Origin of the sequence: Tsukamurella paurometabola DSM 20162, from assembly GCF_000092225.1 — a bacterium.
Classification (GTDB): Bacteria; Actinomycetota; Actinomycetes; order Mycobacteriales; family Mycobacteriaceae; genus Tsukamurella; species Tsukamurella paurometabola.
Genome location: NC_014158.1, coordinates 1135852 through 1155757 on the forward strand (window position 1 = coordinate 1135852; position 19906 = coordinate 1155757).

22 protein-coding genes are annotated in these 19906 nt (G+C 69.8%); 11 read left to right on the forward strand and 11 right to left on the reverse strand.

Annotated elements, in window-relative coordinates; genetic code table 11:
• The first annotated feature begins 48 nt into the window (after positions 1–48).
• Complete coding sequence (locus tag TPAU_RS05545) at positions 49–1554, forward strand: sensor histidine kinase (protein WP_013125779.1); 1506 nt, start codon at positions 49–51, stop codon at positions 1552–1554.
• A gap of 64 nt (positions 1555–1618) precedes the next feature.
• Here TPAU_RS05545 and TPAU_RS05550 read toward each other — a convergent pair whose 3' ends face one another.
• Positions 1619–1873, reverse strand: a complete 255-nt coding sequence (locus TPAU_RS05550; protein ID WP_013125780.1) for a WhiB family transcriptional regulator — start codon at positions 1871–1873, stop codon at positions 1619–1621.
• Positions 1874–2247: 374 nt separating this feature from the next.
• Positions 2248–3243 (reverse strand): diacylglycerol/lipid kinase family protein, encoded by a 996-nt coding sequence (locus TPAU_RS05555; protein ID WP_013125781.1) that lies wholly within the window; start codon positions 3241–3243, stop codon positions 2248–2250.
• A 39-nt stretch (positions 3244–3282) separates the two neighbouring features.
• Between TPAU_RS05555 and TPAU_RS05560 the strand changes: the two genes are divergently transcribed.
• Positions 3283–3723: a hypothetical protein gene (locus TPAU_RS05560; protein WP_013125782.1), complete on the forward strand. Its 441-nt coding sequence runs from the start codon at positions 3283–3285 to the stop codon at positions 3721–3723.
• 1 nt (position 3724) lies between these two features.
• On the opposite strand, the gene TPAU_RS05565 is transcribed toward TPAU_RS05560, so the two are convergent.
• Positions 3725–4345: a histidine phosphatase family protein gene (locus TPAU_RS05565; protein ID WP_013125783.1), complete on the reverse strand. Its 621-nt coding sequence runs from the start codon at positions 4343–4345 to the stop codon at positions 3725–3727.
• 37 nt (positions 4346–4382) lie between these two features.
• On the opposite strand from TPAU_RS05565, the gene TPAU_RS05570 reads away from it, so the two are divergent.
• A complete protein-coding gene (locus TPAU_RS05570; protein ID WP_013125784.1) occupies positions 4383–5201 on the forward strand; it encodes a ParA family protein in 819 nt (272 codons plus the stop codon).
• A gap of 4 nt (positions 5202–5205) precedes the next feature.
• Here the strand turns inward: TPAU_RS05570 and TPAU_RS05575 are convergent, their stop codons facing one another.
• Genes TPAU_RS05575 through TPAU_RS05585 form a run of 3 tightly spaced genes read right to left on the reverse strand, consistent with a single transcriptional unit; the run spans position 5206 to position 7429 of the window.
• Positions 5206–6444: an Rv3212 family protein gene (locus tag TPAU_RS05575; protein WP_013125785.1), complete on the reverse strand. Its 1239-nt coding sequence runs from the start codon at positions 6442–6444 to the stop codon at positions 5206–5208.
• A 29-nt stretch (positions 6445–6473) separates the two neighbouring features.
• Positions 6474–6701 carry a DUF3107 domain-containing protein gene (locus TPAU_RS05580; protein WP_013125786.1) on the reverse strand — a complete coding sequence of 76 codons (228 nt, stop codon included), beginning with the start codon at positions 6699–6701 and terminating at the stop codon, positions 6474–6476.
• Positions 6702–6757: 56 nt separating this feature from the next.
• Positions 6758–7429: a ferritin-like fold-containing protein gene (locus tag TPAU_RS05585; RefSeq protein ID WP_013125787.1), complete on the reverse strand. Its 672-nt coding sequence runs from the start codon at positions 7427–7429 to the stop codon at positions 6758–6760.
• A gap of 201 nt (positions 7430–7630) precedes the next feature.
• On the opposite strand from TPAU_RS05585, the gene TPAU_RS05590 reads away from it, so the two are divergent.
• Both TPAU_RS05590 and TPAU_RS05595 read left to right on the forward strand, forming a co-directional pair.
• Positions 7631–9241, forward strand: coding sequence for a DEAD/DEAH box helicase (locus TPAU_RS05590; RefSeq protein WP_013125788.1), 1611 nt, complete (start codon positions 7631–7633; stop codon positions 9239–9241).
• Positions 9242–9327: 86 nt separating this feature from the next.
• The gene (locus TPAU_RS05595) at positions 9328–10473 is read left to right on the forward strand and encodes a DUF418 domain-containing protein (protein ID WP_013125789.1); all 1146 of its coding nucleotides are present in this window, start codon (positions 9328–9330) and stop codon (positions 10471–10473) included.
• 15 nt (positions 10474–10488) lie between these two features.
• Here TPAU_RS05595 and fasR read toward each other — a convergent pair whose 3' ends face one another.
• Positions 10489–11160, reverse strand: coding sequence for an HTH-type transcriptional activator FasR (gene fasR, locus TPAU_RS05600; RefSeq protein ID WP_013125790.1), 672 nt, complete (start codon positions 11158–11160; stop codon positions 10489–10491).
• Positions 11161–11270: 110 nt separating this feature from the next.
• Here fasR and TPAU_RS05605 point away from each other — a divergent pair, with 110 nt between their 5' ends.
• The 3 genes from TPAU_RS05605 to moeZ all read left to right on the forward strand — a co-directional run bounded on the left by TPAU_RS05605 (position 11271) and on the right by moeZ (position 14527).
• Positions 11271–12239: an alpha/beta fold hydrolase gene (locus TPAU_RS05605; protein WP_013125791.1), complete on the forward strand. Its 969-nt coding sequence runs from the start codon at positions 11271–11273 to the stop codon at positions 12237–12239.
• A 52-nt stretch (positions 12240–12291) separates the two neighbouring features.
• Positions 12292–13284, forward strand: a complete 993-nt coding sequence (locus tag TPAU_RS05610) for a DUF3152 domain-containing protein (RefSeq protein ID WP_013125792.1) — start codon at positions 12292–12294, stop codon at positions 13282–13284.
• A 61-nt stretch (positions 13285–13345) separates the two neighbouring features.
• Positions 13346–14527, forward strand: a complete 1182-nt coding sequence (gene moeZ / locus TPAU_RS05615; protein ID WP_049825942.1) for an adenylyltransferase/sulfurtransferase MoeZ — start codon at positions 13346–13348, stop codon at positions 14525–14527.
• 3 nt (positions 14528–14530) lie between these two features.
• Here the strand turns inward: moeZ and TPAU_RS05620 are convergent, their stop codons facing one another.
• Both TPAU_RS05620 and TPAU_RS05625 read right to left on the reverse strand, forming a co-directional pair.
• A complete protein-coding gene (locus TPAU_RS05620; protein WP_013125794.1) occupies positions 14531–16060 on the reverse strand; it encodes an acyl-CoA synthetase in 1530 nt (509 codons plus the stop codon).
• A gap of 95 nt (positions 16061–16155) precedes the next feature.
• Entirely contained in the window at positions 16156–16755 is a 600-nt protein-coding gene (locus TPAU_RS05625) for a hypothetical protein (RefSeq protein ID WP_147291060.1), read from the reverse strand.
• Positions 16756–16793: 38 nt separating this feature from the next.
• Between TPAU_RS05625 and TPAU_RS05630 the strand changes: the two genes are divergently transcribed.
• From TPAU_RS05630 to TPAU_RS05640, 3 genes are read left to right on the forward strand one after another with little or no spacing between them, the layout of a single operon-like run.
• Positions 16794–17234, forward strand: a complete 441-nt coding sequence (locus TPAU_RS05630; protein ID WP_013125796.1) for a nitroreductase/quinone reductase family protein — start codon at positions 16794–16796, stop codon at positions 17232–17234.
• A 35-nt stretch (positions 17235–17269) separates the two neighbouring features.
• Positions 17270–18124, forward strand: a complete 855-nt coding sequence (locus TPAU_RS05635) for a TIGR02569 family protein (RefSeq protein WP_013125797.1) — start codon at positions 17270–17272, stop codon at positions 18122–18124.
• Positions 18112–18798, forward strand: a complete 687-nt coding sequence (locus TPAU_RS05640; protein ID WP_013125798.1) for a sirohydrochlorin chelatase — start codon at positions 18112–18114, stop codon at positions 18796–18798. Before TPAU_RS05635 ends, TPAU_RS05640 begins: the two co-directional genes overlap by 13 nt.
• Here the strand turns inward: TPAU_RS05640 and TPAU_RS05645 are convergent.
• On the reverse strand, positions 18786–19076 hold the full coding sequence (locus tag TPAU_RS05645) for an MGMT family protein (protein ID WP_013125799.1): 291 nt from the start codon (positions 19074–19076) through the stop codon (positions 18786–18788). The two genes, TPAU_RS05640 and TPAU_RS05645, sit on opposite strands and share 13 nt — an antisense overlap.
• The gene (locus TPAU_RS05650; protein ID WP_013125800.1) at positions 19077–19841 is read right to left on the reverse strand and encodes an alpha/beta hydrolase; all 765 of its coding nucleotides are present in this window, start codon (positions 19839–19841) and stop codon (positions 19077–19079) included.
• Positions 19842–19906 lie beyond the last annotated feature (65 nt).

A 19906-nucleotide genomic window follows, 5' to 3' on the forward strand; every position in this document is an offset into this window, starting at 1 on the left:
ACCCGCTATTGTTTCACGACGGACCGTCACGACGAAAAAGGGCCGCCCATGGCATCGCTCGCCGACCTCCTGGCGATACACACCGATCTTCCCGGCCGGGCCGCCCGGCACCTCCAGCGGATCGTCGCCGAGTGGCAGCTTCTCGCCGATCTCTCCTTCGCCGACCTGCGGCTATGGGTGCGCGAGGACCCCGATGAGTCGGAATCCGCGGAGCCCGGCTACGTGTGCATCGCGCAGTGCCGGCCCAACACCACGCCCACCGTCTACAACGACGACGGGGTAGGGGTCACCGTCGAACCCTGGCAGGCTCCCACGCTGCACGCCGCCTACGAGGGCGCGGTGCTGGTCCGCGGAGTCACGCCCACCTGGACCGGGCCGGTGCGGGTGCGGCGGCAGGCCGTGCCGGTGCTGTGGGGCGGCGAGGTGATGGCCGTGCTCACCCGCGACTTCAACGTGACCCATCCGCGCACCCCCAGTCCGCTCGAGGTGGCCTACACCGAATGCGCCGACGACCTGTGCAAGATGGTCGCCGAGGGCGCGTTCCCGGAACCGGAGGACCACCCGACGGGGGAGGCCTCGCCCCGCGCCGGCGACGGCTTCATCCGTGTGGACCAGGAGGGGCGGGTCGTGTTCGCCAGCCCGAACGCGCAGTCGGCGTACCGCCGGATGGGTGCGTTCACCGAGCTGGAGGGCAGCGATCTCGCCGACCTCTCCGCGCGGCTGGTCGGTGACCGCTTCGAATCCGAGGAGCTGCTCGCCGCCCTCGATGGTGCGCTCACCCGGGGCGACGGGGCCCGCGTGGAGCTCACCACCGCGGGCGTCACCGTGGTGATGCGCGTGCTCGGGCTCTGGCCCGGCGGTCGTCCGGGCGGGGCCGCGGTGCTGTTGCGCGATGTGTCCGAGCTCAAGCGCCGCGACCGCGCGCTGATCTCCAAGGACGCCACCATCCGCGAGATCCATCACCGGGTGAAGAACAATCTGCAGTCGGTCTCGGCACTGCTGCGGCTGCAGGCGCGCCGGACCCGCAACGATGAGGCGAAGCGGGCGCTCCACGAGTCGGTGCGGCGGGTCGCGTCGATCGCTCTGGTTCACGAGACTCTGTCGATGAGTGTCGACGAGCAGGTGAACATCGACGACGTGATCGACCGGCTGATCCCGATCATGGTCGACGTGGCACCCGCATCGGGCGGTGCCACCGCCGCGGTCACGGTGCTGCGCCGCGGAGATTTCGGCTATCTCGACGCCGACCGTGCCATGCCGCTGGTGATGGTGGTCACCGAGCTGATCCAGAACGCGATCGAGCACGGTTACGGGGTGGGGGAGACGGGCACCGTCGAGCTGCTCGCCGACCGGTCGACGCGCCGCCTGCGGGTGACCGTCCGGGACGACGGTGCCGGAATCCCCGACGGGTTCGCGCTCGGCGAGTCGGACCGGCTCGGCCTGCAGATCGTCCGTACCTTGGTCGCCTCGGAACTCGGCGGCGAGATCACGCTGGCCGCGAGGACCGCGGGCGGCACCGACGCCGTACTCACGGTGCCGCTGCAACCGGCCTGAGGGGGGTCGGCGGCACGAAGAAGCCCGGTGGCCTCGGCCACCGGGCTTCTTCGAGTACGGCTGTTTAGACCGCGGTGCGGGTGCGGGTGCGCGCGTTACGGCGCTTGAGCGCGCGGCGCTCGTCCTCGCTCATACCGCCCCAGACGCCGGCGTCCTGGCCCGACTCGAGGGCCCAGGACAGGCACTCGGCGGTCACGGGGCACCGGTTGCAGACCAGCTTGGCGTCCGCGATCTGCGCGATGGCCGGACCACTGTTACCCACGGGGAAGAACAGCTCGGGATCCTCGTCGCGACAGATGGCCTTATGGCGCCAATCCATGTCAGTACTCTCCTTCGGGCGCACGTGCACCACTCGTAAGTTCTCGGGCTGTTAACGCGGAGGGAACCGAACTGTTTCCGCGCTGTTACGTTTCAAATATTTCCACGTTCTCAGCAGGAGTCAATAGATTCCGGCTCGGAGGTGGGGGATCTCACAGCGGGGGCGGTGAGAGCCTGCCTTCGGGCGGTGTACTACACTGCTGCCGGTTCAGCGGACTGCCCGCAAGAATAACTCCACACGCTGCGGTTTTGCAATGGTTTTCTGGCAAAGCGTGAGGTACGCCGCAATCGCGGCGATCGCCTCCGGTCAACGCGAGCGTTTCACCGCGGCCGGGAATCGGACGTCGATCGGCCCGTCACCGTGAGGCGATCGGGTCAGCGAACGCGGGGCAGCGGCGGCAGATCCGCGACTACCCGGATGCGCTCGGGGGAGTACCAGAAGCGCACGTCGGTGCGGTCACCGAGGTGGTCGCCGTCCACCTGCGCCGGCACCGGAACCGCGCTGCTCACGCGCACTTCCCGCAGATCGTCGTGCCGGATCAGGTGTCGCACCTTCGGCCCCTCGGTCCGGCGTGCGGACAGCATCTGCCGCACCAGCAGCAGGTTCGGGAGCGTGCGCATCGACCGGGAGGCGAAGATCCCCAGGCCGGTGCCGTAGTCGGTACCGGGGTTGGTGAACACCGCGCGGTTGTTGAGAAAGGTCCACGGGCTCGCGTTCGAGACGAACGCGAAGTGCACGCCGTCGATGTCCTCCCAGGTGCCCGGATCCGCGCCGGGGAGGTGGACGGTCAGCTGCGGCTCGCGCCGTGACGCCGAGAAGAAGGTCTTGACCGACGTGCGCACATAGCGCGACGGAGTGGCCGCCTTGCCCTTCTCACGCAGGGCCTCCATGTTCGCGATCACTTCGGCGTCCACTCCGACCCCGGCGTTGAACAGGAACCAGCGGTCGTCCGCGCAGCCCAGCCCGATGGTCCGGAAACTGCGGCGCTCCAACAGATCCATGAGATGGACGGTGGCTTGCTCGGGGTCGCGCGGGACGGCGAGCGAGCGCGCGAAGACGTTCGCGCTGCCGCCCGGGATCACCGCGATCGCCGGCAGTTCGTCGGCGGGCACCGCGGGCGGCCCGTCGGGCATCCCCTCGCGCCCGAGAATCCCGCACACCACCTCGTTCACCGTGCCGTCGCCGCCGTGCACGATCACCAGATCGGTGCCGTTCGCCCGCGCCTGGGCCGCCAGCTCGGTGGCGTGACCGCGCTGCTGTGTCTGCACCAGGGTGATGTCGAGCTTCGCGGACAGCGCCAGCGCGACCAGGTCGCGGCCCGCGGGCGTGATGGCCGTGGCGTTGGGATTGACGATCAGCAGGGCGCGCACACGGCTCAGCGTACCGAGGCGGCCCGATACCCTGGGCCGGTGACTTCCTCCCGCGGCGGACGCCGCCCCGCCGCCAGCGCCAGCACCACCGCCGCCCCCGGCACCGTCCGCGCCGCGGGTGTCATCGTCGGCCTCGAAGGGATCGTCGCGCTGGGGTGGGGCGTGCTCGAGTTGATCCGCGGCATCACGGGCGCCGCCGAGAGCAGCCGCGGCGCCTACGGCATGGCGTTCTGGATGCTGCCGATCGGTTCCGCCGTCCTGGCCGGCGGTATCGCCTTGTTGCAGGGCAAGCGCTGGGGCCGCACCCTGGGCGTACTGACCAATCTGCTGCTCGGCTTCGCCGGGATCAGCGGCGCCTTCTCGCAGGGACGCCCCGAGGTCGGCGTCCCGATGATCATCGTCGCCGTGGTGGTCCTCGGCCTCATGTTCAGCCCACCGACGGTGGCGTGGCTGGAGGGCGAGTACCGGCGCGACGAGTAGCTCAGCGTCCCTCGTATCCCACCGCGTCGTATCCGGTGCGGCCGAACTGCTGCAGCTGCGGCACCCCGTCGTGATCGAAGGCGAACACCGATGCCGACGCCGGCAGCACCGGCAGATGCCGGCCGAACCGGGCGTCGGCGTCGAGGAACCGCGCCGCCAGTACCCGGCCGATATGCCCGTGCGCCACGAGCACCACATCGCCGTCGGCCATCGCGTCCCGTGCTTTGGCCAGCACGTCGTCGGCGCGCGCGGCGACCGCGTCGATCGACTCGCCGCCCGGGATCGGCGCGTCCCACACCGTCCACCCGGCCACATCTCGCCGGATCTCCACGCTGGTCACCCCCTCGTAGTCGCCGTAATCCCACTCGGCCAACTCCGGTTCGATCCCGGTCACGGTCAGGCCGGCGAGTTCGGCGGTCCGGGCGGCGCGCTCGCGCGGGCTCACCCATACGGTCGGTTGCCGCAGCCGTAGTGCGGCGACCACCGGTGCGAGCGCTCGGGCCTGCTCCTCGCCGGTGGGCGTGAGCGGTACGTCAGTGATGCCGGTGTGCCGGCCCGAACGCGACCATGCGGTCTCGCCGTGGCGGATGTAGACGAGGCGGTGCTGCGGTGCATTGCTCACTGCACCATCGTGGCGCACGACTGGGTAGGGTCGCAGCATGACACCAGTGACCGGTCGTGGCCCGTACGTCCTGGCCGTCGCGAACCAGAAGGGCGGCGTGGCCAAGACCACCACCGTCGCCAGTCTCGGCGCCGCCCTGGCCGAGCTCGGCGCGCGGGTCCTCGTCGTCGACCTGGATCCGCAGGGCTGCCTGACCTTCTCGCTCGGCCACAATCCCGATCGGATCCAGCACAGCGTGCACGATGTGCTGTTGGGCGACAAGGCGATCGACGAGGTGCTCGTCGAAGCGGAGGACGGCGTCACCGTGCTCCCCGCCACCCTCGACCTGGCCGGCGCCGAGGCCCTGTTGCTCATGCGGGCGGGCCGCGAGTACGCGCTCAAGCGGGCGCTCGCCGAGGTCGCGGACCGGTTCGATGTCGTGATCATCGACTGCCCGCCCAGCCTGGGCGTGCTCACCCTCAACGGGCTCACGGCCGCCGATGCGGTCGCGATCCCGCTGCAGTGCGAGACCCTCGCGCACCGCGGCGTGGGGCAGCTGCTCAAGACGGTGCGCGACGTCCAGGCGATCACCAATCCGGAGCTGACGATGCTCGGGGCGATCGCCACGCTGTACGACGCGCGCACCACCCACAGTCGCGACATCCTCTCCGATGTCGCGGACCGCTACGACCTCGCGGTGCTGTCGCCACCGATCCCGCGCACCGTCCGGTTCGCGGAGGCCAACGCGGCCGGGCGCACCGTGCTCGCGGGCCGGAAGAACAAGGGCGCCACCGCCTACCGCGATCTGGCGAAGAGCCTCGACGCGCACGTGCGTGACGGTGCGCCGTTGGTCACCTGGGAGCCCGAGGCTCCCTGACCGCTCAGGCGGGCGCGTACGCCTGCACCGTCTTCCCCCACTGGGCGACGATGGTCTCGCCCGCGAGGGCGAGCAATACGGGCCCGCCGGTGTACCCGGGCCGCGGGATCGGTGCCAGCCGTACCTGATTGCGGCCGGCCAGGTTGTACGCCGCCAGTGAGGTGGGGCCGGGCACCACGATCTGTCCACCGATCAGCGTTCCGGGGCCGAGGGTTCCGGGGATCACCATCTGCGCGATCAGCGTCGACGCATCGATCACCACGGTCGAGGTGCCGGTGAAGAACGAGACCACCCCGGCTTCGGCGACCACGGGAACGCTGCGCGGCGCACCGCCCGGTGTGGTGGTGATGTCCACCGACTGGCGCACCTCGCCGCGGTATCCCACGGTGACCACCCGTGCGGGCTGCCCGTCGTGGGCGGGGACGTACGCGGCGGCACCGTCGCGGGTGGCGGCCAGGAGTCGTGGGCGGTCGTCCTCGGAGGTGCTCGCGGTGCCCAGCGCGGGCGCGACCACCGAGGAGGTCTCCTGCGGCCGATCGGCGTCCTTGGGGGCGATACCGACCACGGTGAGTCGCGGATTCGGTTCGGTGGGGCAGCTCTCCAGCACCACGAGTGAGGGGCTGGCGGGCAATGCCGAGCCGAGGGTGCAGCCCGAGCGGGGCTGTACACCGGGGTTGACCGGCACATCGGGGCGGCCGTACTGCACCGTGGAGACCAGGTCAGACCGGAAGGCGTCCACCCGACGCGGCCCCTGCGCGACCGCGTAACTGCCGTCGGACGCGGTGGTGATATCGGGATCCTGCTGTCCGGATCGGGTGTATTTGCGCTGTCCGGTGCCCGGGTCGAGTGCGGTGATCTCGCCGCAGCCGCGGGCGTCGGGGTAGTAGGCCAGCACCAACCCGGCGTTGGTGGACAGGCCGCAGGTATCGGTGTCGCGCTGGTAGCGCCAGGTGCGCGCACCGGTCGCGGGATCGTGGCCCGAGACCTCGCCGCCGCTGGCCAGGACCACCCCGCCGGCCATCGAGAGTGCGGGCCGATCGGCCGTTCTCGTCCAGGTGGGACGCAGTGCGGCGGGGAGTTCGGCCAAGGGGGTCGCCTCGGCCGACGGTGCCGGCACGGTCTCGCTCACGGTCTTGCGGGCCGAACTGAAGTTCCACACGGCCAGGCCCGCGATCAGGACCGCGACCACGATCGCGGCCGTCACGGCGAGGTCGACTCGGGTCCGGCGCTCGGGTTTCACCACGGCACCGAGCGTAGCGGGACGTGGGACGACTACTGAGCGGCGAAACCGACCGAGCGGTTCTCGTTGCTGCCGATCTCGACGTACGCCACGCGGGCGGCGGGAACCAGGTACTGCTTGCCCTTCTCATCGGTGAGGGCGAGCACCGCGGAGCTGCCACCGAAGACGTCGGTGACGGCCTTCTTCACGTCGTCCGCCGAATCCTTGCTCTGCACCACGAGTTCGCGGTTCGAGTCCGCGATACCGATCTTGATCTCCATGCCACGAGGTTATCCGCCCACGCGAGGCGGGAGTGCGCCGGTTCTGCTGACAGCAGTTAGCCCAGCCCCAACGTGGCCATCCGCTCGGCGTGCCGGGTCTGCAGGGACTCGAAGAACTGGGCGATCCCGGGCAGGTCGGCCGAGGATTCGAAGATCAGCGCCGACAGCTCGTCGCGGGTCGCCAGGACCTCCTGGGCCTGGGTGATGGCATCGGAGAGCAGCCGCCGTCCCCACAGCGTGAGCGGTGAGCGCAGCGCCGGATTGGCCGTGATCGCATCGCGCACCCGCTGCACCACGAAGTCCGATTCGCTGGTGTCGGCGAGCACCTCGCTGACCGCGGCCGAGGCCTCGTCGGGCAGCGCGCGGGCGATCTCGGAGTAGAAGTCGGCGGCCAATCCATCGCCGATGTACGCCTTGACCAGTGCCTCGTTCCAATTCCGCGGAGTGGTGCGCGCGTGGTAGCGGGAGATCACCGGCTGGAACGGCGCGGTCGCCTCCACCACGTCTTGGCCGCGGGATTCGAGCTCGGCGGCCAGCTTCTCGAAGTTGCGCATCTGGGTGGCGGCCATGGAGCCGACGGCGATCCGGCCGCGCAGGTCGGGTGCCATCTCGGACTCCTTGGCGAGGCGCTCGAAAGCCGCCAGCTCGCCGTAGGCCAGGACCGCGAGCAGCGCCGAGACGCCGGGGTGTTCGTCGGTGATGCCCGGGGCCTGCGCCTGCTCGCTCATGCTGCACATGCTAGAGGTACGGGCCGGGCGGGGTAGCATGGTCGGCAGCGATCGGTTTCGGTCGCCGGTAGTTGTGCGCGCACTCCGCCCCGTCGCCGAACGGCAGGGCGTCGAGCGACGATGACGGCCCGAGACAGGGGCCGGGGATTCATCGGCCGGAAAGTGCGCGCGTGAGACATGAACGCGACGCATTCGCCGCCGATGAAAGGCAGAACCATCACCACTGCGAACACTGACATCCATACCGAGCCCGCCGCCGCGGAGGGCCTGCCGGACGTGCACGTGATCGGCGACGACCACGTCTCGCCCAGCTTCGCCGAGCTCGGCGTCGACCAGGGCATCGTCGACGCCCTGGGCAAGCGGGGTATCGAGCGCACCTTCGCGATCCAGGAGCTCACGCTGCCGCTGGCGCTGGCCGGCAACGACCTCATCGGCCAGGCCCGCACGGGCATGGGTAAGACCTACGGCTTCGGCGTCCCGCTGCTCGACCGCCTCGTCACGCAGGCCCGTGCCGATGTCGGCGAAGACGGGCTGCGGGCGCTCGACGGCACCCCGCGCGCCCTCATCATCGTCCCCACTCGCGAGCTGTGCGTGCAGGTCACCGACGATCTGGCGCAGGCCTCCGATGGCGTGCGCGTGCAGACCACCAAGGGCGAGCGCGACCTGAAGATCACCTCGATCTACGGCGGCCGACCGTACGAGGCCCAGATCGAGGCGCTGCAGAAGGGGGTCGACGTGGTCGTCGGCACCCCGGGCCGCCTGCTGGACCTGGCGAACCAGGGCCACCTCGTGCTCGGCAAGATCCAGATCCTGGTGCTCGACGAGGCCGACGAGATGCTCGACCTGGGCTTCCTGCCCGATATCGAACGCATTCTCACCATGGTTCCCACCGACCGGCAGACGATGCTGTTCTCGGCCACCATGCCGGGCCCGATCATCACGCTGGCCCGCACCTTCCTCAAGCAGCCCACGCACGTGCGCGCCGAGCATCACGACGATTCCGCCGTGCACGAGCGCACCACCCAGTACGTCTACCGCGCGCACGCGCTGGACAAGACGGAGCTGGTCGCGAAGGTTCTGCAGGCGCAGGGCCGCGGCGCCACGATGATCTTCACCCGCACCAAGCGCACCGCGCAGAAGGTGGCGGACGAGCTCGGCGAGCGCGGCTTCAAGGTCGGTGCCGTGCACGGCGACCTCGGCCAGGTCGCGCGGGAGAAGGCGCTCGGCAAGTTCCGCGACGGTTCGATCGACGTGCTGGTCGCGACCGACGTGGCCGCCCGCGGTATCGATATCGACGACGTCACCCACGTCATCAACTTCCAATGCCCCGAGGACGACAAGACGTACGTGCACCGCATCGGCCGCACCGGTCGTGCGGGTAAGACCGGTACCGCGGTCACGCTGGTCGACTGGGACGAGCTGCACCGCTGGGAGCTCATCGACAAGGCCCTCGGCCTCGGTAAGCCCGAGCCGGTGGAGACCTACAGCTCCAGCGAGCACCTGTTCACCGACCTCGGCATCGACCCGAAGGTCAAGGGCAGTCTGCCGGGCGTGCGCAAACGCGCCGAGGGCGAGGTCGTCGAGCGCACGCCGCGGGAGAAGCGCACCAGCACCCGCACGCGCACCCGCACGCGTGGCGGTCGCGCCGCCGACGGTGCCGCGGCTGCGGCGGAGGCGGGCGCGCCGGCGGAGGAGACACCGTCGACCCGTGCCGACGGAGACGACGCCGCGCCGCGCAAGCGCCGCCGTCGCCGCCGCTCGGGCGCGAAGAAGACCGAGGGCGCCGCACCCGCCGAGACTGCGGGCGAGTAACAGCCCGGAGGGTCCACCGAACGACGGGCCCGGCGACCGCCGAACGGCGGTCGCCGAGTCGTTGTTTTCTCGGAAGGGTGGTCATCATGACGACCACCACCGCCCCCACCGCCTCGTCGCGGCGCATCGCCTCGCTCGACGTGGCGCGCGGCATCGCGATCCTCGGCACCCTGGGAACCAACATCTGGATCTTCACCGAGCCCTCGGGCATGGTGGGCTACATCGATTCGGTCGGCACCGAGTCGCTCCCCATCCGGATTCTGCAGACGCTCGCGCAGGGCAAGTTCCTCGGGCTGCTGAGCCTCATGTTCGGCGTGGGCCTGGCGATCCAGCAGGCCTCCGCCGCCCGGCACGACCGGCCGTGGCCGGGACGGTACTGGCGGCGCGCCCTGGTGCTCCTGCTCGACGGCCTGGTGCACTTCCTGCTGGTCGCCGAGTTCGACGTTCTCATGGGCTACGCCCTCGTCTCGTTCCTGGTATCGGCGTTGCTGATCCTGCAGCCACGGGCGCGCACCCGCTGGGTGGTCGGCGCGATCGCGGTGCATCTGGCGGTGGTGACACTGGCCGTGGTGGCGATGATGCTTCCCGGGAGCGCGGACGGGTCGGGCGCTGGCCGGCGCCAGGGTGTCAATCCGTACGCCGACGGCTCGTTCTGGGATCTCGTGCTGTTCCGCGCCGATCACGCGCTGGTCTTCCGCGCCGAGACGATCTTCATGATCCCGCTCACGATCGCGATGTTCCTCACCGGCGCACGGCTTTTCCAGTCCGGGCTGTTCGCTCCGGACGGCGCCGCACTGCGCCGCAGGCTGATGCTGCTGGGCGCGTTCGCGGCTCCCGTCGACCTCGCCTTCGGCGTGTTCGGTGCACCGCTGGGCCTGGCGGGTCCCGCGGTCTTCGTGGGGCGCTACGTGATCGCGCCGATCGTCGCGCTCGGACTGTTGGCCCTGATCGCCGAGTTCTATCAGCGTCGTGGCACGGGCCGCGCGGGCCGGGCGATGGGCCGGATCGGTACCACAGCGCTGAGTTGCTATGTGCTGCAGAACATCATCGCCTCGGTGATCTGCTACGGCTGGGGTTTCGGACTGGCCGCGCGCTACGGCGGCGAGCACCGCTTGCTGCTGACCGTGCTGGTCTTCTTCGCGGTGGTGGCGTGCTTGCTCGTCGCGTCGACACTATGGACGCGCCGCTTCCCGCGGGGACCGATCGAGATGATGATGCACCGCGTCGCCTGACGGCGACGGGTGGGCTCAGTGGCCGCGACGCTCCGCTTGGAGCGGGACGTGGCTCAGGCCGCCCCACAGCAGCTCGACCGTGGTCGCGACCGCCTCCTCCTTCGGGATGGGGCGGTCGGCGTACAACCAGTACCGGGCGCTGACCTGGCTGGCGCCGACGAGGCCCACGGCGAGCATCCGGGCCCGGTACGGGTCGAGGCCGGAATCCTCGGACACCAGGTCGTAGACCGCATCGATGCACGCGTCGACGGCACCCTCGACGCGTTCCTGCACCACCGGCTCGAGCACATCGGACTCGAAGATCAGCTTGTAGCCCTGGCTGTCACGGTCGACGAAGTCGAAGAACGAACGGACCGCACCGATCACGCGGGCGTGGTTGTCGGTGGAGCTGCTCAGTGCCTCACGGACTCCGGTCACCAGTGCTTCGCTGTGCGCATTGAGCACGGCGACGTAGAGCTCCAGCTTCCCGGGGAAGTGCTGATAGAGCACGGGCTTGCTGACTCCGGCGCGGACGGCGATCTCGTCCATCCCCGCAGAGTGGTAGCCCAGATCGACGAAGACGCTGCTCGCGGCCTCCAGCAATTGGATCCGACGGGCGCTGCGTGGCAGCCTGGCGGTGCGTCGCGGGGCAGGATTCACTGCTCCGCGGGATTCTCCCGCGGCGGTCGTCGCGCCCAGATCCGCCATCAGTTCCACCTCACCGTTCCCGGGGCAAGATCGTCACCCCGACCTACCGACAATACTCCCGTACGACGGCGCCCCTCGCGAGCGCCGCGCGGTCGTGGCAAGCTACCTCCGTGTCGGCACTCGCTCAACTGGACCGGACCAGCGACGTCTGGCCGGGCGAGTTCCTCGCGGTCCGCGGGCAGCGACTGTTCGTCCGGCACGTCGACGAGGCCGCCGCCGTCACCGCACCGTCGGACCCCCGGCCCACGGTCATGATGATCCACGGCCTGGGCGGGTCGTCGATCAACTGGACTGATCTGGGGCAGATCCTCGCTCCCGTTGCCGCGTCGTACGCCCCGGACCTACCGGGATTCGGGCTTTCGGACCCGCCCGCCGACGGCGACTACGGCATCGAGGCGTTCGCGGAGATCGTGATCGCCTACCTCGAGACCCTGGTCGCCGTGCGCGGCGGGGCTGTGCATCTGGTGGGGAACTCGCTCGGCGGCGCCATCGCCGTGCGGGTGGCGATGCTCCGGCCCGACCTGCTGCGCAGCCTCAGCCTGATCTCGCCCGCGTTCCCGGATCTGCGGCCGCGAGTACGACGCCTGCAGTTCCTGCCGCTGTCGCTGGTTCGGATCCCGGTGGTGGGTCCGGCGGGTTTCCGGCTGGTGGGCAGCGCCTACCCGGAGCGGCAGGTGGACCAGACCTTGCGCGAGATCCTCGTCGATCCCGCCGCGATGGGCCCGGTCCGGCGCAGCCAGGCGATCGATCAGGCGGTCGCCCGGGCGTCGATGCCCTGGGCGCCCGACGCGCTGGCCGCCAGCTTCAACGCGCTGGTCCGGAGCTGGATCGTCGATTTCGGTGCTGCGCACTGGGCGGCCGCGCGCGCGGTCTCGGTGCCGACCGCCGTGATCTGGGGAGCTCGCGACCTGCTGGTCAGCGTCGGGGTCGCGCCCAAGGTGGTGCGGCACATCCGAGGCAGCACGCTCACCGTGTTCGAGGACGTGGGTCACGTGGCCCAGATGGAACGCCCGGTGGAGACGGCCCGCCTGGTGCGCGAGCTCGTCATCGCGGCGGAGTCGGCGCCGGTTTTCCGCTGAGAAGCCGTGTCGGTTCTGCACCCCCGGTCCGCTTCGTGGAATTGTTGACGACGTGAGTAGTCCTTCGAACCCGAGGCGCCCTCGACCCGACGGGCGAGCGCCGCTGCGGGCGGAGTGGGACCCGATCAATTCGCCCGCCGACCGGAACCGGCCGCCGCGCGAGCGCGCCTATCGCAAGCAGAGCACGCTCTCCCGGATCCTGAGCACCTACGGCTGGCGTGCCTACGCGGTTCCGGTGCTGGCGGTGCTCACCGTGTTCGCCCTGGTCGTGACCTTCTGGGGTAATCCGTTCCAGTCGAAGACGGCCACGGTCGACAACACGGCCGAGTCCATGTCCCGCAATCCGACGCCGGGCAAGACCATCGTCGGCGCGCCCACCGGTACGACGGTGCCCGGTCCGGTCCCGGTCGCCGGGCAGCTGCCGATCGGCGGTGACTTCACCACACACGGGGCCGGTCTGTGGCACGTGGTGCCCGGCGCGACGAAGAAGGTGGGCGAAGGCAAGCAGAAGGAGTACACCTACATGGTGGCCGTCGAGGACGGCGTCGACATGGGTGGACTCGGCGGTGACCAGCCGTTCGCGCAGATGATCGACCGTACCCTCGGTGACCCGCGCAGCTGGGTGCACGATCCGGCGATCGCCTTCCGGCGCGTCGCCGAGGGCAAACCCGACTTCACGATCTCCCTCACGTCGCCGATGACCACGCGGCAGGCCTGCGGCTACTCGATCCAACTGGAATCGTCCTGTTACAACGGCGAGCTCGGGCGCGTGGTGATCAACCTGGCGCGCTGGGTGCGTGGCGCGACCGCCTTCGAGGGCGATCTCACCGGCTACCGCCAGTACGCGATCAACCACGAGGTCGGCCACGCCATCGGTTACGACAAGCACGTGCCTTGCCCCGCGCAGGGTGCGCTGGCGCCGATCATGATGCAGCAGAGCTTCGGGGTGGCCAATCGCGATATCTTCAACCTCGACCGGTCCGAGGGATTCGATAACGACCTGGTCTGTCGCCCCAACGCCTGGGTCGCCCCGGTGCTGCGCTGAGCCGCCTTCACAATCGGGGAATGCCATCGCAGTCGGTGTCGTTCCACCTCACGTGAGTACGTTGCCACCGCTCGTCGAACCCGCCGCCGAACTGACCCGTGACGAAGTCGCGCGTTATTCGCGGCACCTGATCATCCCCGAGATGGGCGTCGAGGGGCAGAAGCGTCTCAAGAACGCCAAGGTCTTGGTGATCGGTGCCGGCGGTCTCGGCAGCCCCGCGCTGCTGTACCTCGCCGCGGCGGGTATCGGAACCATCGGGATCGTCGAGTTCGACGAGGTGGACGCGTCCAACCTGCAGCGCCAGGTGATCCACGGCGTCTCCGACCTGGGCCGGCCCAAGGCCGAGAGCGCGCGCGACTCCATCGCCGAGATCAACCCGCTGGTCACGGTGAACCTGCATCAGGAACGGCTCGAACCCGAGAACGCGGTGCAGCTCTTCGAGCAGTACGACCTGATTGTCGACGGCACCGACAACTTCGCCACCCGCTACCTGGTCAACGACGCAGCGGTGCTGGCGCACAAGCCCTACGTCTGGGGCTCGATCTTCCGGTTCGAGGGGCAGGCGTCGGTGTTCTGGGAGGATGCGCCCGACGGTCCGAACGGTGAGAAGCAGGGCCTGAACTACCGCGACCTGTACCCGGTGGCGCCACCGCCCGGCATGGTTCCCTCGTGCGCCGAGGGCGGCGTGCTCGGCATCCTGTGCGCCTCGATCGGGGCGATCATGGGCACCGAGGCGGTCAAGCTGATCACCGGTATCGGCGACTCGCTGCTCGGCCGGCTCATGGTCTATGACGCCCTCGACATGACCTACCGCACCATCAAGATCCGCAAGGACCCCGCTTCACCGGCGATCACCGAGCTGATCGATTACGAGGAGTTCTGCGGGGTGGTCTCGGACGAGGCTCAGGCCGCTGCCGCGGGGAGCACCATCACCCCGGCCGAGTTGGTCGAGCTGGGCGAGCAGGGCGTGGAGTACGAGCTGATCGACGTGCGTGAGCCTGTCGAATGGGACATCGTGCATATCGACGGTGCGAAGCTGGTACCGAAGTCGGTCTTCGAGACCGGTGAGGGCCTGGAGCGGGTCTCGGCCGACAAAAAGCTGGTGCTCTACTGCAAGACCGGTATCCGCTCCGCCGAGGTGCTCGCAGCGGTGCAGGGCGCCGGGTACCGCGACGCGGTACATCTGCAGGGCGGAATCAACGCCTATGCCCGGCAGGTGGATCCGTCACTACCGGTGTACTGATCATCAGTCCAGGCTGATCAGCCGCTTGACCAGTTTGCCGGTGGGGGTACGCGGCAGCGAAGGGACGAATCGCACCGCGCGCGGCAGTTTGTAGCGCGCCAGATCCCTGCCGGCGTGCGCGATCAGGGCGGCGGCCAATTCATCCGAGGGGATGTTCCCGGGGGCGAGTTGCACACAGGCCACAGCGATTTCGCCCAGCTCGTCGTCGGGAACGCCGATCACGGCGACGTCGGCGACGGCCGGATGCATCACCAGTGTGTTCTCCGACTCCTGCGGGTAGACGTTCACCCCGCCGGTGATGATGGTGAAATCGCGGCGATCGGTGAGATACAGGTAGCCGTCGGTGTCCAGGTATCCGACATCGCCGGTGGTGGCCCAGTTCGGATGGTCGGGATGCTGTGCGGCCCGGGTCTTCTCGGGCGCATTGTGGTACTGGAAGGGCATCGTCTCGCGTTCGAAGTAGATCGTGCCCACCTCGCCCGCGGGGAGCTCGTCGCCGTTCTCACCGCAGATCCGGATCTCACCGAGCCCGGCCTTGCCCACCGACCCGGGACGCTCCAATGCTTCCTGCGGAGTGATGAAGGTGGCACCGGCGGCTTCGGTGGAGGCGTAGTACTCGTGGATCACCGGTCCCCACCACGCGATCATCGATCGCTTCACCTCGGCCGGGCAGGGAGCGGCGGCGTGGATGGCGACCTTCAGGCTGCTGGTGTCGTATTTCGCACGCACCTCAGGGTCGAGCTTGAGCATGCGCACGAACATCGTGGGAACCCACTGGCTGTGCGTCACCCGGTACTTCTCGATCAGCGCCAGCGCGTCGACGGCGTCGAACCTGTGCATCATGATCACGGTGCCGCCCACCGACATGGTGACGGCGCAGAAGCGCAGTGGGGCAGCGTGATACAGAGGTGCGGGGGAAAGGTAGACGGTGTCGGAGTCCATAGCGTAGGCCGGGGCGAAGATCGCGGTGTACGCATCCGGGGCCTCGTCCACCTGTCCCTCCGGCAGTGGGAAGCGAATGCCCTTGGGGCGCCCGGTGGTTCCGGAGGAGTAGAGCATGTCGGTGCCGCGGGGCTGGTCGGTGAGGGGGGACGAATCCGCTGCCGCGAGTACCGCGTCGAAGTCGGCGAAGCCCTCGATCGGACCGCCCCAGGAGATCGCGCGGCCGGGTTCGGCAAGGTCCGGGATTCGCCGCGCCTGCGATACCGCCTCCGTCACGCACGCCCCGGCGAACACCGCTTTCGCCTCGCAGTCCGCCAGGATGTAGTTCACCTCGGCGGGCGTGAGGTGGAAGTTCACCGCCGCCACGTACATTCCGCTGCGGATCGCGGCCCAGTAGGCCACGAAGATCCGCAGATCGTTTCCCGCCACGATCGCCACGGTGTCGCCCCGCCGGAGCCCCGCCGAGCGCAGATGGTGCGCCAGCCGGGTCGATTGCTCGTCGAGGCGGGCGTAGCTGAGGAACTCGCCGGTGTCGGCGTCGATCGCCGCGGGGCAGCCGGGGGTGGTCTTTGCGAATGCACCGGGATACACGAGAACCTCCGCTTACTTGTGGGTGAAGCCACCGTAGGCGTTCGGTGTCGAGTGCGCTAGGGGATCAGGTGAATTCCCTGGGATGCGGGCGGGCGTCAGTCCGTTCCGTTCGCCGGGTCGGAGAGCCACCCGGCGTAGTCGTTGAGCAGGCCCAGCAGCGGCAGGGTGTCGACGGTGTCCACCGGCTCCCCGCGCAGTGCCGCGCGCAGACCCGGCAATCGTGACTCGATCGTGTGCCGATCCGTGAGTTCGTGATGGCTGTGGCCGCGCTGCTCGCCGAGCACGATCCGTCGTGGGTGTTCCGCGCGCAGTGATTCCAGGAGCCCGGCGAACTCGTCGCGGTCCAGCGCAGGCAGGTGCACGGAGAAGGCCACCACCGGGCCGGGGGCCGCATCGTCGATGTCCTCGGACTCCTCGAGCCAGTCGGCGTACTCCTGGACCAGATCGTCGAGCGCCTCCTCGTCGTCGAACGAGAGCGGCCTGCTCTCCGCGGCCGCACGCAGCGCCGATACCAGGGCGCGCACGGTCTCCGGGTCGGATGCCGCGGCGTACCACCGGTGCGCCTCGTGCGGCACCACGATCCGGCTCGGCACACCGGCGATCAGGCCGGCCCGAACGCGCTCGAACTCCGGCGGAGTGAGGTCGGGGAATTGGACGGTGACGGTGACCACGGGGGCGACGGAATCGGACTGCACGCCCTCCATCATCCCGTCGCTACGCCTAGGGTGGAGGCATGGCCCTCGAAGGTGATTTTGCACAGGAGAAGTCCGGCTGGGTGGCAGACCAGTTGGCGAAGATCGACGAGACCGGCAGCACCGCTTCGGTGCACGTCGCTGGGCAGGCGGTGGTGGTCTTCACCTACCGCGGTCCCAAGACCGGCAAGCTGTACCGCCGGCCGCTGATGCGTGTCGAGCACGACGGGGTGTACGCCGCCGTCGCCTCCAAGGGCGGTGCCCCGGAGCACCCGGTCTGGTATTCGGCGCTGCTCAGCAACGAGGTCGTCGAGGTGCAGGACGGCACCACTGTCGTCTCCGGACCGGTGCGTGAGATCCACGGTGCCGAGCGGGAGCAGTGGTGGGAGCGCGCCGTCGCCGCCTACCCGCCGTACGCCGAGTACCAGGAGAAGACCGACCGGCTGATCCCGGTTCTCCTCGTCGAACCGGGCCGCGCCTAGCCCGTTCCCGGGCCGGTCGCGGGTAGATTCTTGGTGTGAGCCCAGTCGAACCTCCCGCGCACGTCCTCGCCACCTTCGGACTCGACGGCATCGAGCCGATCGCCCTGGGGGCGGACTGGGACGGTGGCTGGCGCTGTGGCGAGGTGGTGCTCTCGCTCATCGCGGACCACGCCCGCGCGGCCTGGTCGGCCAAGGTCCGGGAAGATCTCTATGTCGACGGCATGAGGCTGGCCCGGCCCTTCCGCGCCACGGACGGCCGCTACGTGGTCTCGGGCTGGCGCGCGGATACGTTCATCGCCGGCTCCTTGGAGCCGCGGTTCGACGAGATCATCTCGATGGCGAACCGGCTGCACGAGATCACCAGGAAGCTCGAACGGCCCCGATTCCTGATCGCCCCGGCGGTCGCGCCGTTCACTGACGTCGACTACTTCCAATTCGCCGATCGCGCGGCGTGGGAAGACCATCCGCTGGCGATGGCGCGCAAGCTCGGTGTCCTCGACGATGCGACCGAGGACCGTGAGCGCGCCGTCGAGCTGGTGAACGAATTGGCCGAGCTGCGCCGACCGGTGGAGGCCGAGCCCCAACTGGTGCATGGGGACCTGTCCGGTGCTGTGCTGTTCGCCGGAGCCGCGGCCCCCGGCCTCACCGACTTCACCCCGTACTGGCGGCCCGCAACCTGGGCGGCCGCGGTGGTCGCGGTCGACGGCCTCGCGTGGGGCGGCGCCGACGACGGTCTGCTGTTGCGCTGGAAAGATTTGCCCGAGTGGCCGCAGATGGTGCTGCGGGCGCTCATCTTCCGGCTCGCGGTGCATGCGGTGCACCCGCGGTCGGAGGCCGATGCGCTGCCCGGTCTCGAACACATCACCGAGATCGCTCGGTGGCTGCTCTGAGCGGATCGCCCCGCCGGATCCTCGTCGCGCACGGCACCCGCTCGGCGCACGGCGTCGCCATGATCCGCGCGCTCGCGGCCGCGGTGGCCGCTCGCACGGGCCCGGTCGAGGTGGGCTTCGTCGATGTGCTGGGCCCGTCGCCGTCGGAACTGCTGGTGCAGTCGGATCGCCCGACGGTGCTGGTGCCCTGTTTCCTCGCCGGCGGCTACCACGTGCACACCGATGTGCCCCGACATATCGCCGCCAGCGCTCACCCCGATGCCCGGCTCACTGCGGCGCTGGGGCCCGATCCCGGTCTGATCGGCGCACTGCTGCGCCGATTGGACGAGGCCGGATGGCGCTCCGGCGACGCGGTACTCCTCGGTGCCACCGGCTCGTCCGATCCCCGGGCCCGCGAGGACGTCCGCACCATGGCGGCGCTGCTCGCTGCCCGGATCGGCACCGAGGTCCCGGTGGGATTCCTCGCCGCCGGTGACCCGACGGTGGACACGGAGGTGGCCCGGTTGCGCGATCGAGACCGGCGACTGATTCTCACGTCGTACCAGTTGGCGGACGGCGTTTTCCATGCCCGGCTCACGGCGGCCGGCGCCGATGCGGTCACCGCGCCGATCGGCCTCGCGCCCGAGGTGATCGACCTCATCGTGCACCGGTTCGAGCAGGCTCAGACTCGATAGTCCCGCAACGGGATCCGGTCACCGTCGGCGAGCACGCCCTCGGCCCGCAGCAGTTCCAGCTGACGGGTGGCGATATGCGGCGCGGGCCGCCCGGAGGCGGGGACCACGCGGTACCACGGCAGATCCGAGGCGTCCGTGCGCATCACCCAGCCGACGATCCGCGGCGACGATAGGCCCACCTCGTCGGCGATGTCGCCGTAAGTGCGCACCCGGCCCGGCGGGATCGAGGCGATCCGCTCGCGCACCGCCTCGACCTGTTCCTCGGTGACCTTCGCCATCTACGACTCCAGCAGGCGGCGCGCGTACCCGCCGGCGACGGCCGGGATCTCCTGCGCCACCATATGATCCGAATCGACCGTCACCACCTCGGCGTGCGGCATGGTGGCCAGCTGGTTCCCGGTCACGAAGTCGGCTCGGCCGGCGCGCAGCACGACGGTGGGGATGCCCGGCGGTACGCCGACCGGCGTGCGCGCCAGTTCGCCCCACAGCGCCGTGACCGCGCCGCAGCTGATGTCCCACTCCCAGCGCCCGGAGTCCCGGCGCACCAGGTGTTCGGCGATCTCGGCGTCGAGCACCTCGTCCGGTACCCGCGCCCAGGCGCCGGATTTCTTGTCCTGCCGTGCTTCTTCGGGCGAGGCGAAGTCGAAGAACCGGATGGTCTGATCGGCGATCGTGGCGCACAGATCCGGGTCGAGGCCCTGGGCCGGATCCAGCAGCAGCACTGCGCGCACCAGGTCGGGCCGGGAGCCGGCGAGGCGGCAGGCCAGTGCGCCACCGAGGGAGTGGCCGATCACCAGGGCGGGAGCTTCGGCGTGCACCTCGTGCCTCTCCAGCACGCTCACCAGATCAGCGACATGCTGTTCCAGGTGCCACGGCGGCGTCCACGGCGATCGGCCGTGGCCGCGCAGATCGGGTGCCAGTACCCGGGCGCCCGGGAGCTGTGTATCGGCAAAACCGCGCCAGCGGGCGCCGTGCCCGGTGACGCCGTGGATGGCCAGCACCGCAGGGGCGCCGGGGGAGCCGTACCGGTGCACGTTCAGCATGCGCCCATTGTGCCGCGCCCACGCCACAGGCGTGTCGGTGGTCTGTGATGGGATCGAGGGGATCG

Coding starts and splice junctions, on each gene's coding strand:
- TPAU_RS05650 (WP_013125800.1), bottom strand. CDS start 19,841: ATGCTGAACGTGCACCGGTACGGCTCCCCCGGCGCCCCTGCGGTGCTG.
- TPAU_RS05570 (WP_013125784.1), top strand. CDS start 4,383: ATGACACCAGTGACCGGTCGTGGCCCGTACGTCCTGGCCGTCGCGAAC.
- fasR (WP_013125790.1), bottom strand. CDS start 11,160: ATGGCGGATCTGGGCGCGACGACCGCCGCGGGAGAATCCCGCGGAGCA.
- TPAU_RS05580 (WP_013125786.1), bottom strand. CDS start 6,701: ATGGAGATCAAGATCGGTATCGCGGACTCGAACCGCGAACTCGTGGTG.
- TPAU_RS05645 (WP_013125799.1), bottom strand. CDS start 19,076: ATGGCGAAGGTCACCGAGGAACAGGTCGAGGCGGTGCGCGAGCGGATC.
- TPAU_RS05585 (WP_013125787.1), bottom strand. CDS start 7,429: ATGAGCGAGCAGGCGCAGGCCCCGGGCATCACCGACGAACACCCCGGC.
- TPAU_RS05550 (WP_013125780.1), bottom strand. CDS start 1,873: ATGGATTGGCGCCATAAGGCCATCTGTCGCGACGAGGATCCCGAGCTG.
- TPAU_RS05590 (WP_013125788.1), top strand. CDS start 7,631: ATGAAAGGCAGAACCATCACCACTGCGAACACTGACATCCATACCGAG.
- TPAU_RS05630 (WP_013125796.1), top strand. CDS start 16,794: ATGGCCCTCGAAGGTGATTTTGCACAGGAGAAGTCCGGCTGGGTGGCA.
- TPAU_RS05595 (WP_013125789.1), top strand. CDS start 9,328: ATGACGACCACCACCGCCCCCACCGCCTCGTCGCGGCGCATCGCCTCG.
- TPAU_RS05545 (WP_013125779.1), top strand. CDS start 49: ATGGCATCGCTCGCCGACCTCCTGGCGATACACACCGATCTTCCCGGC.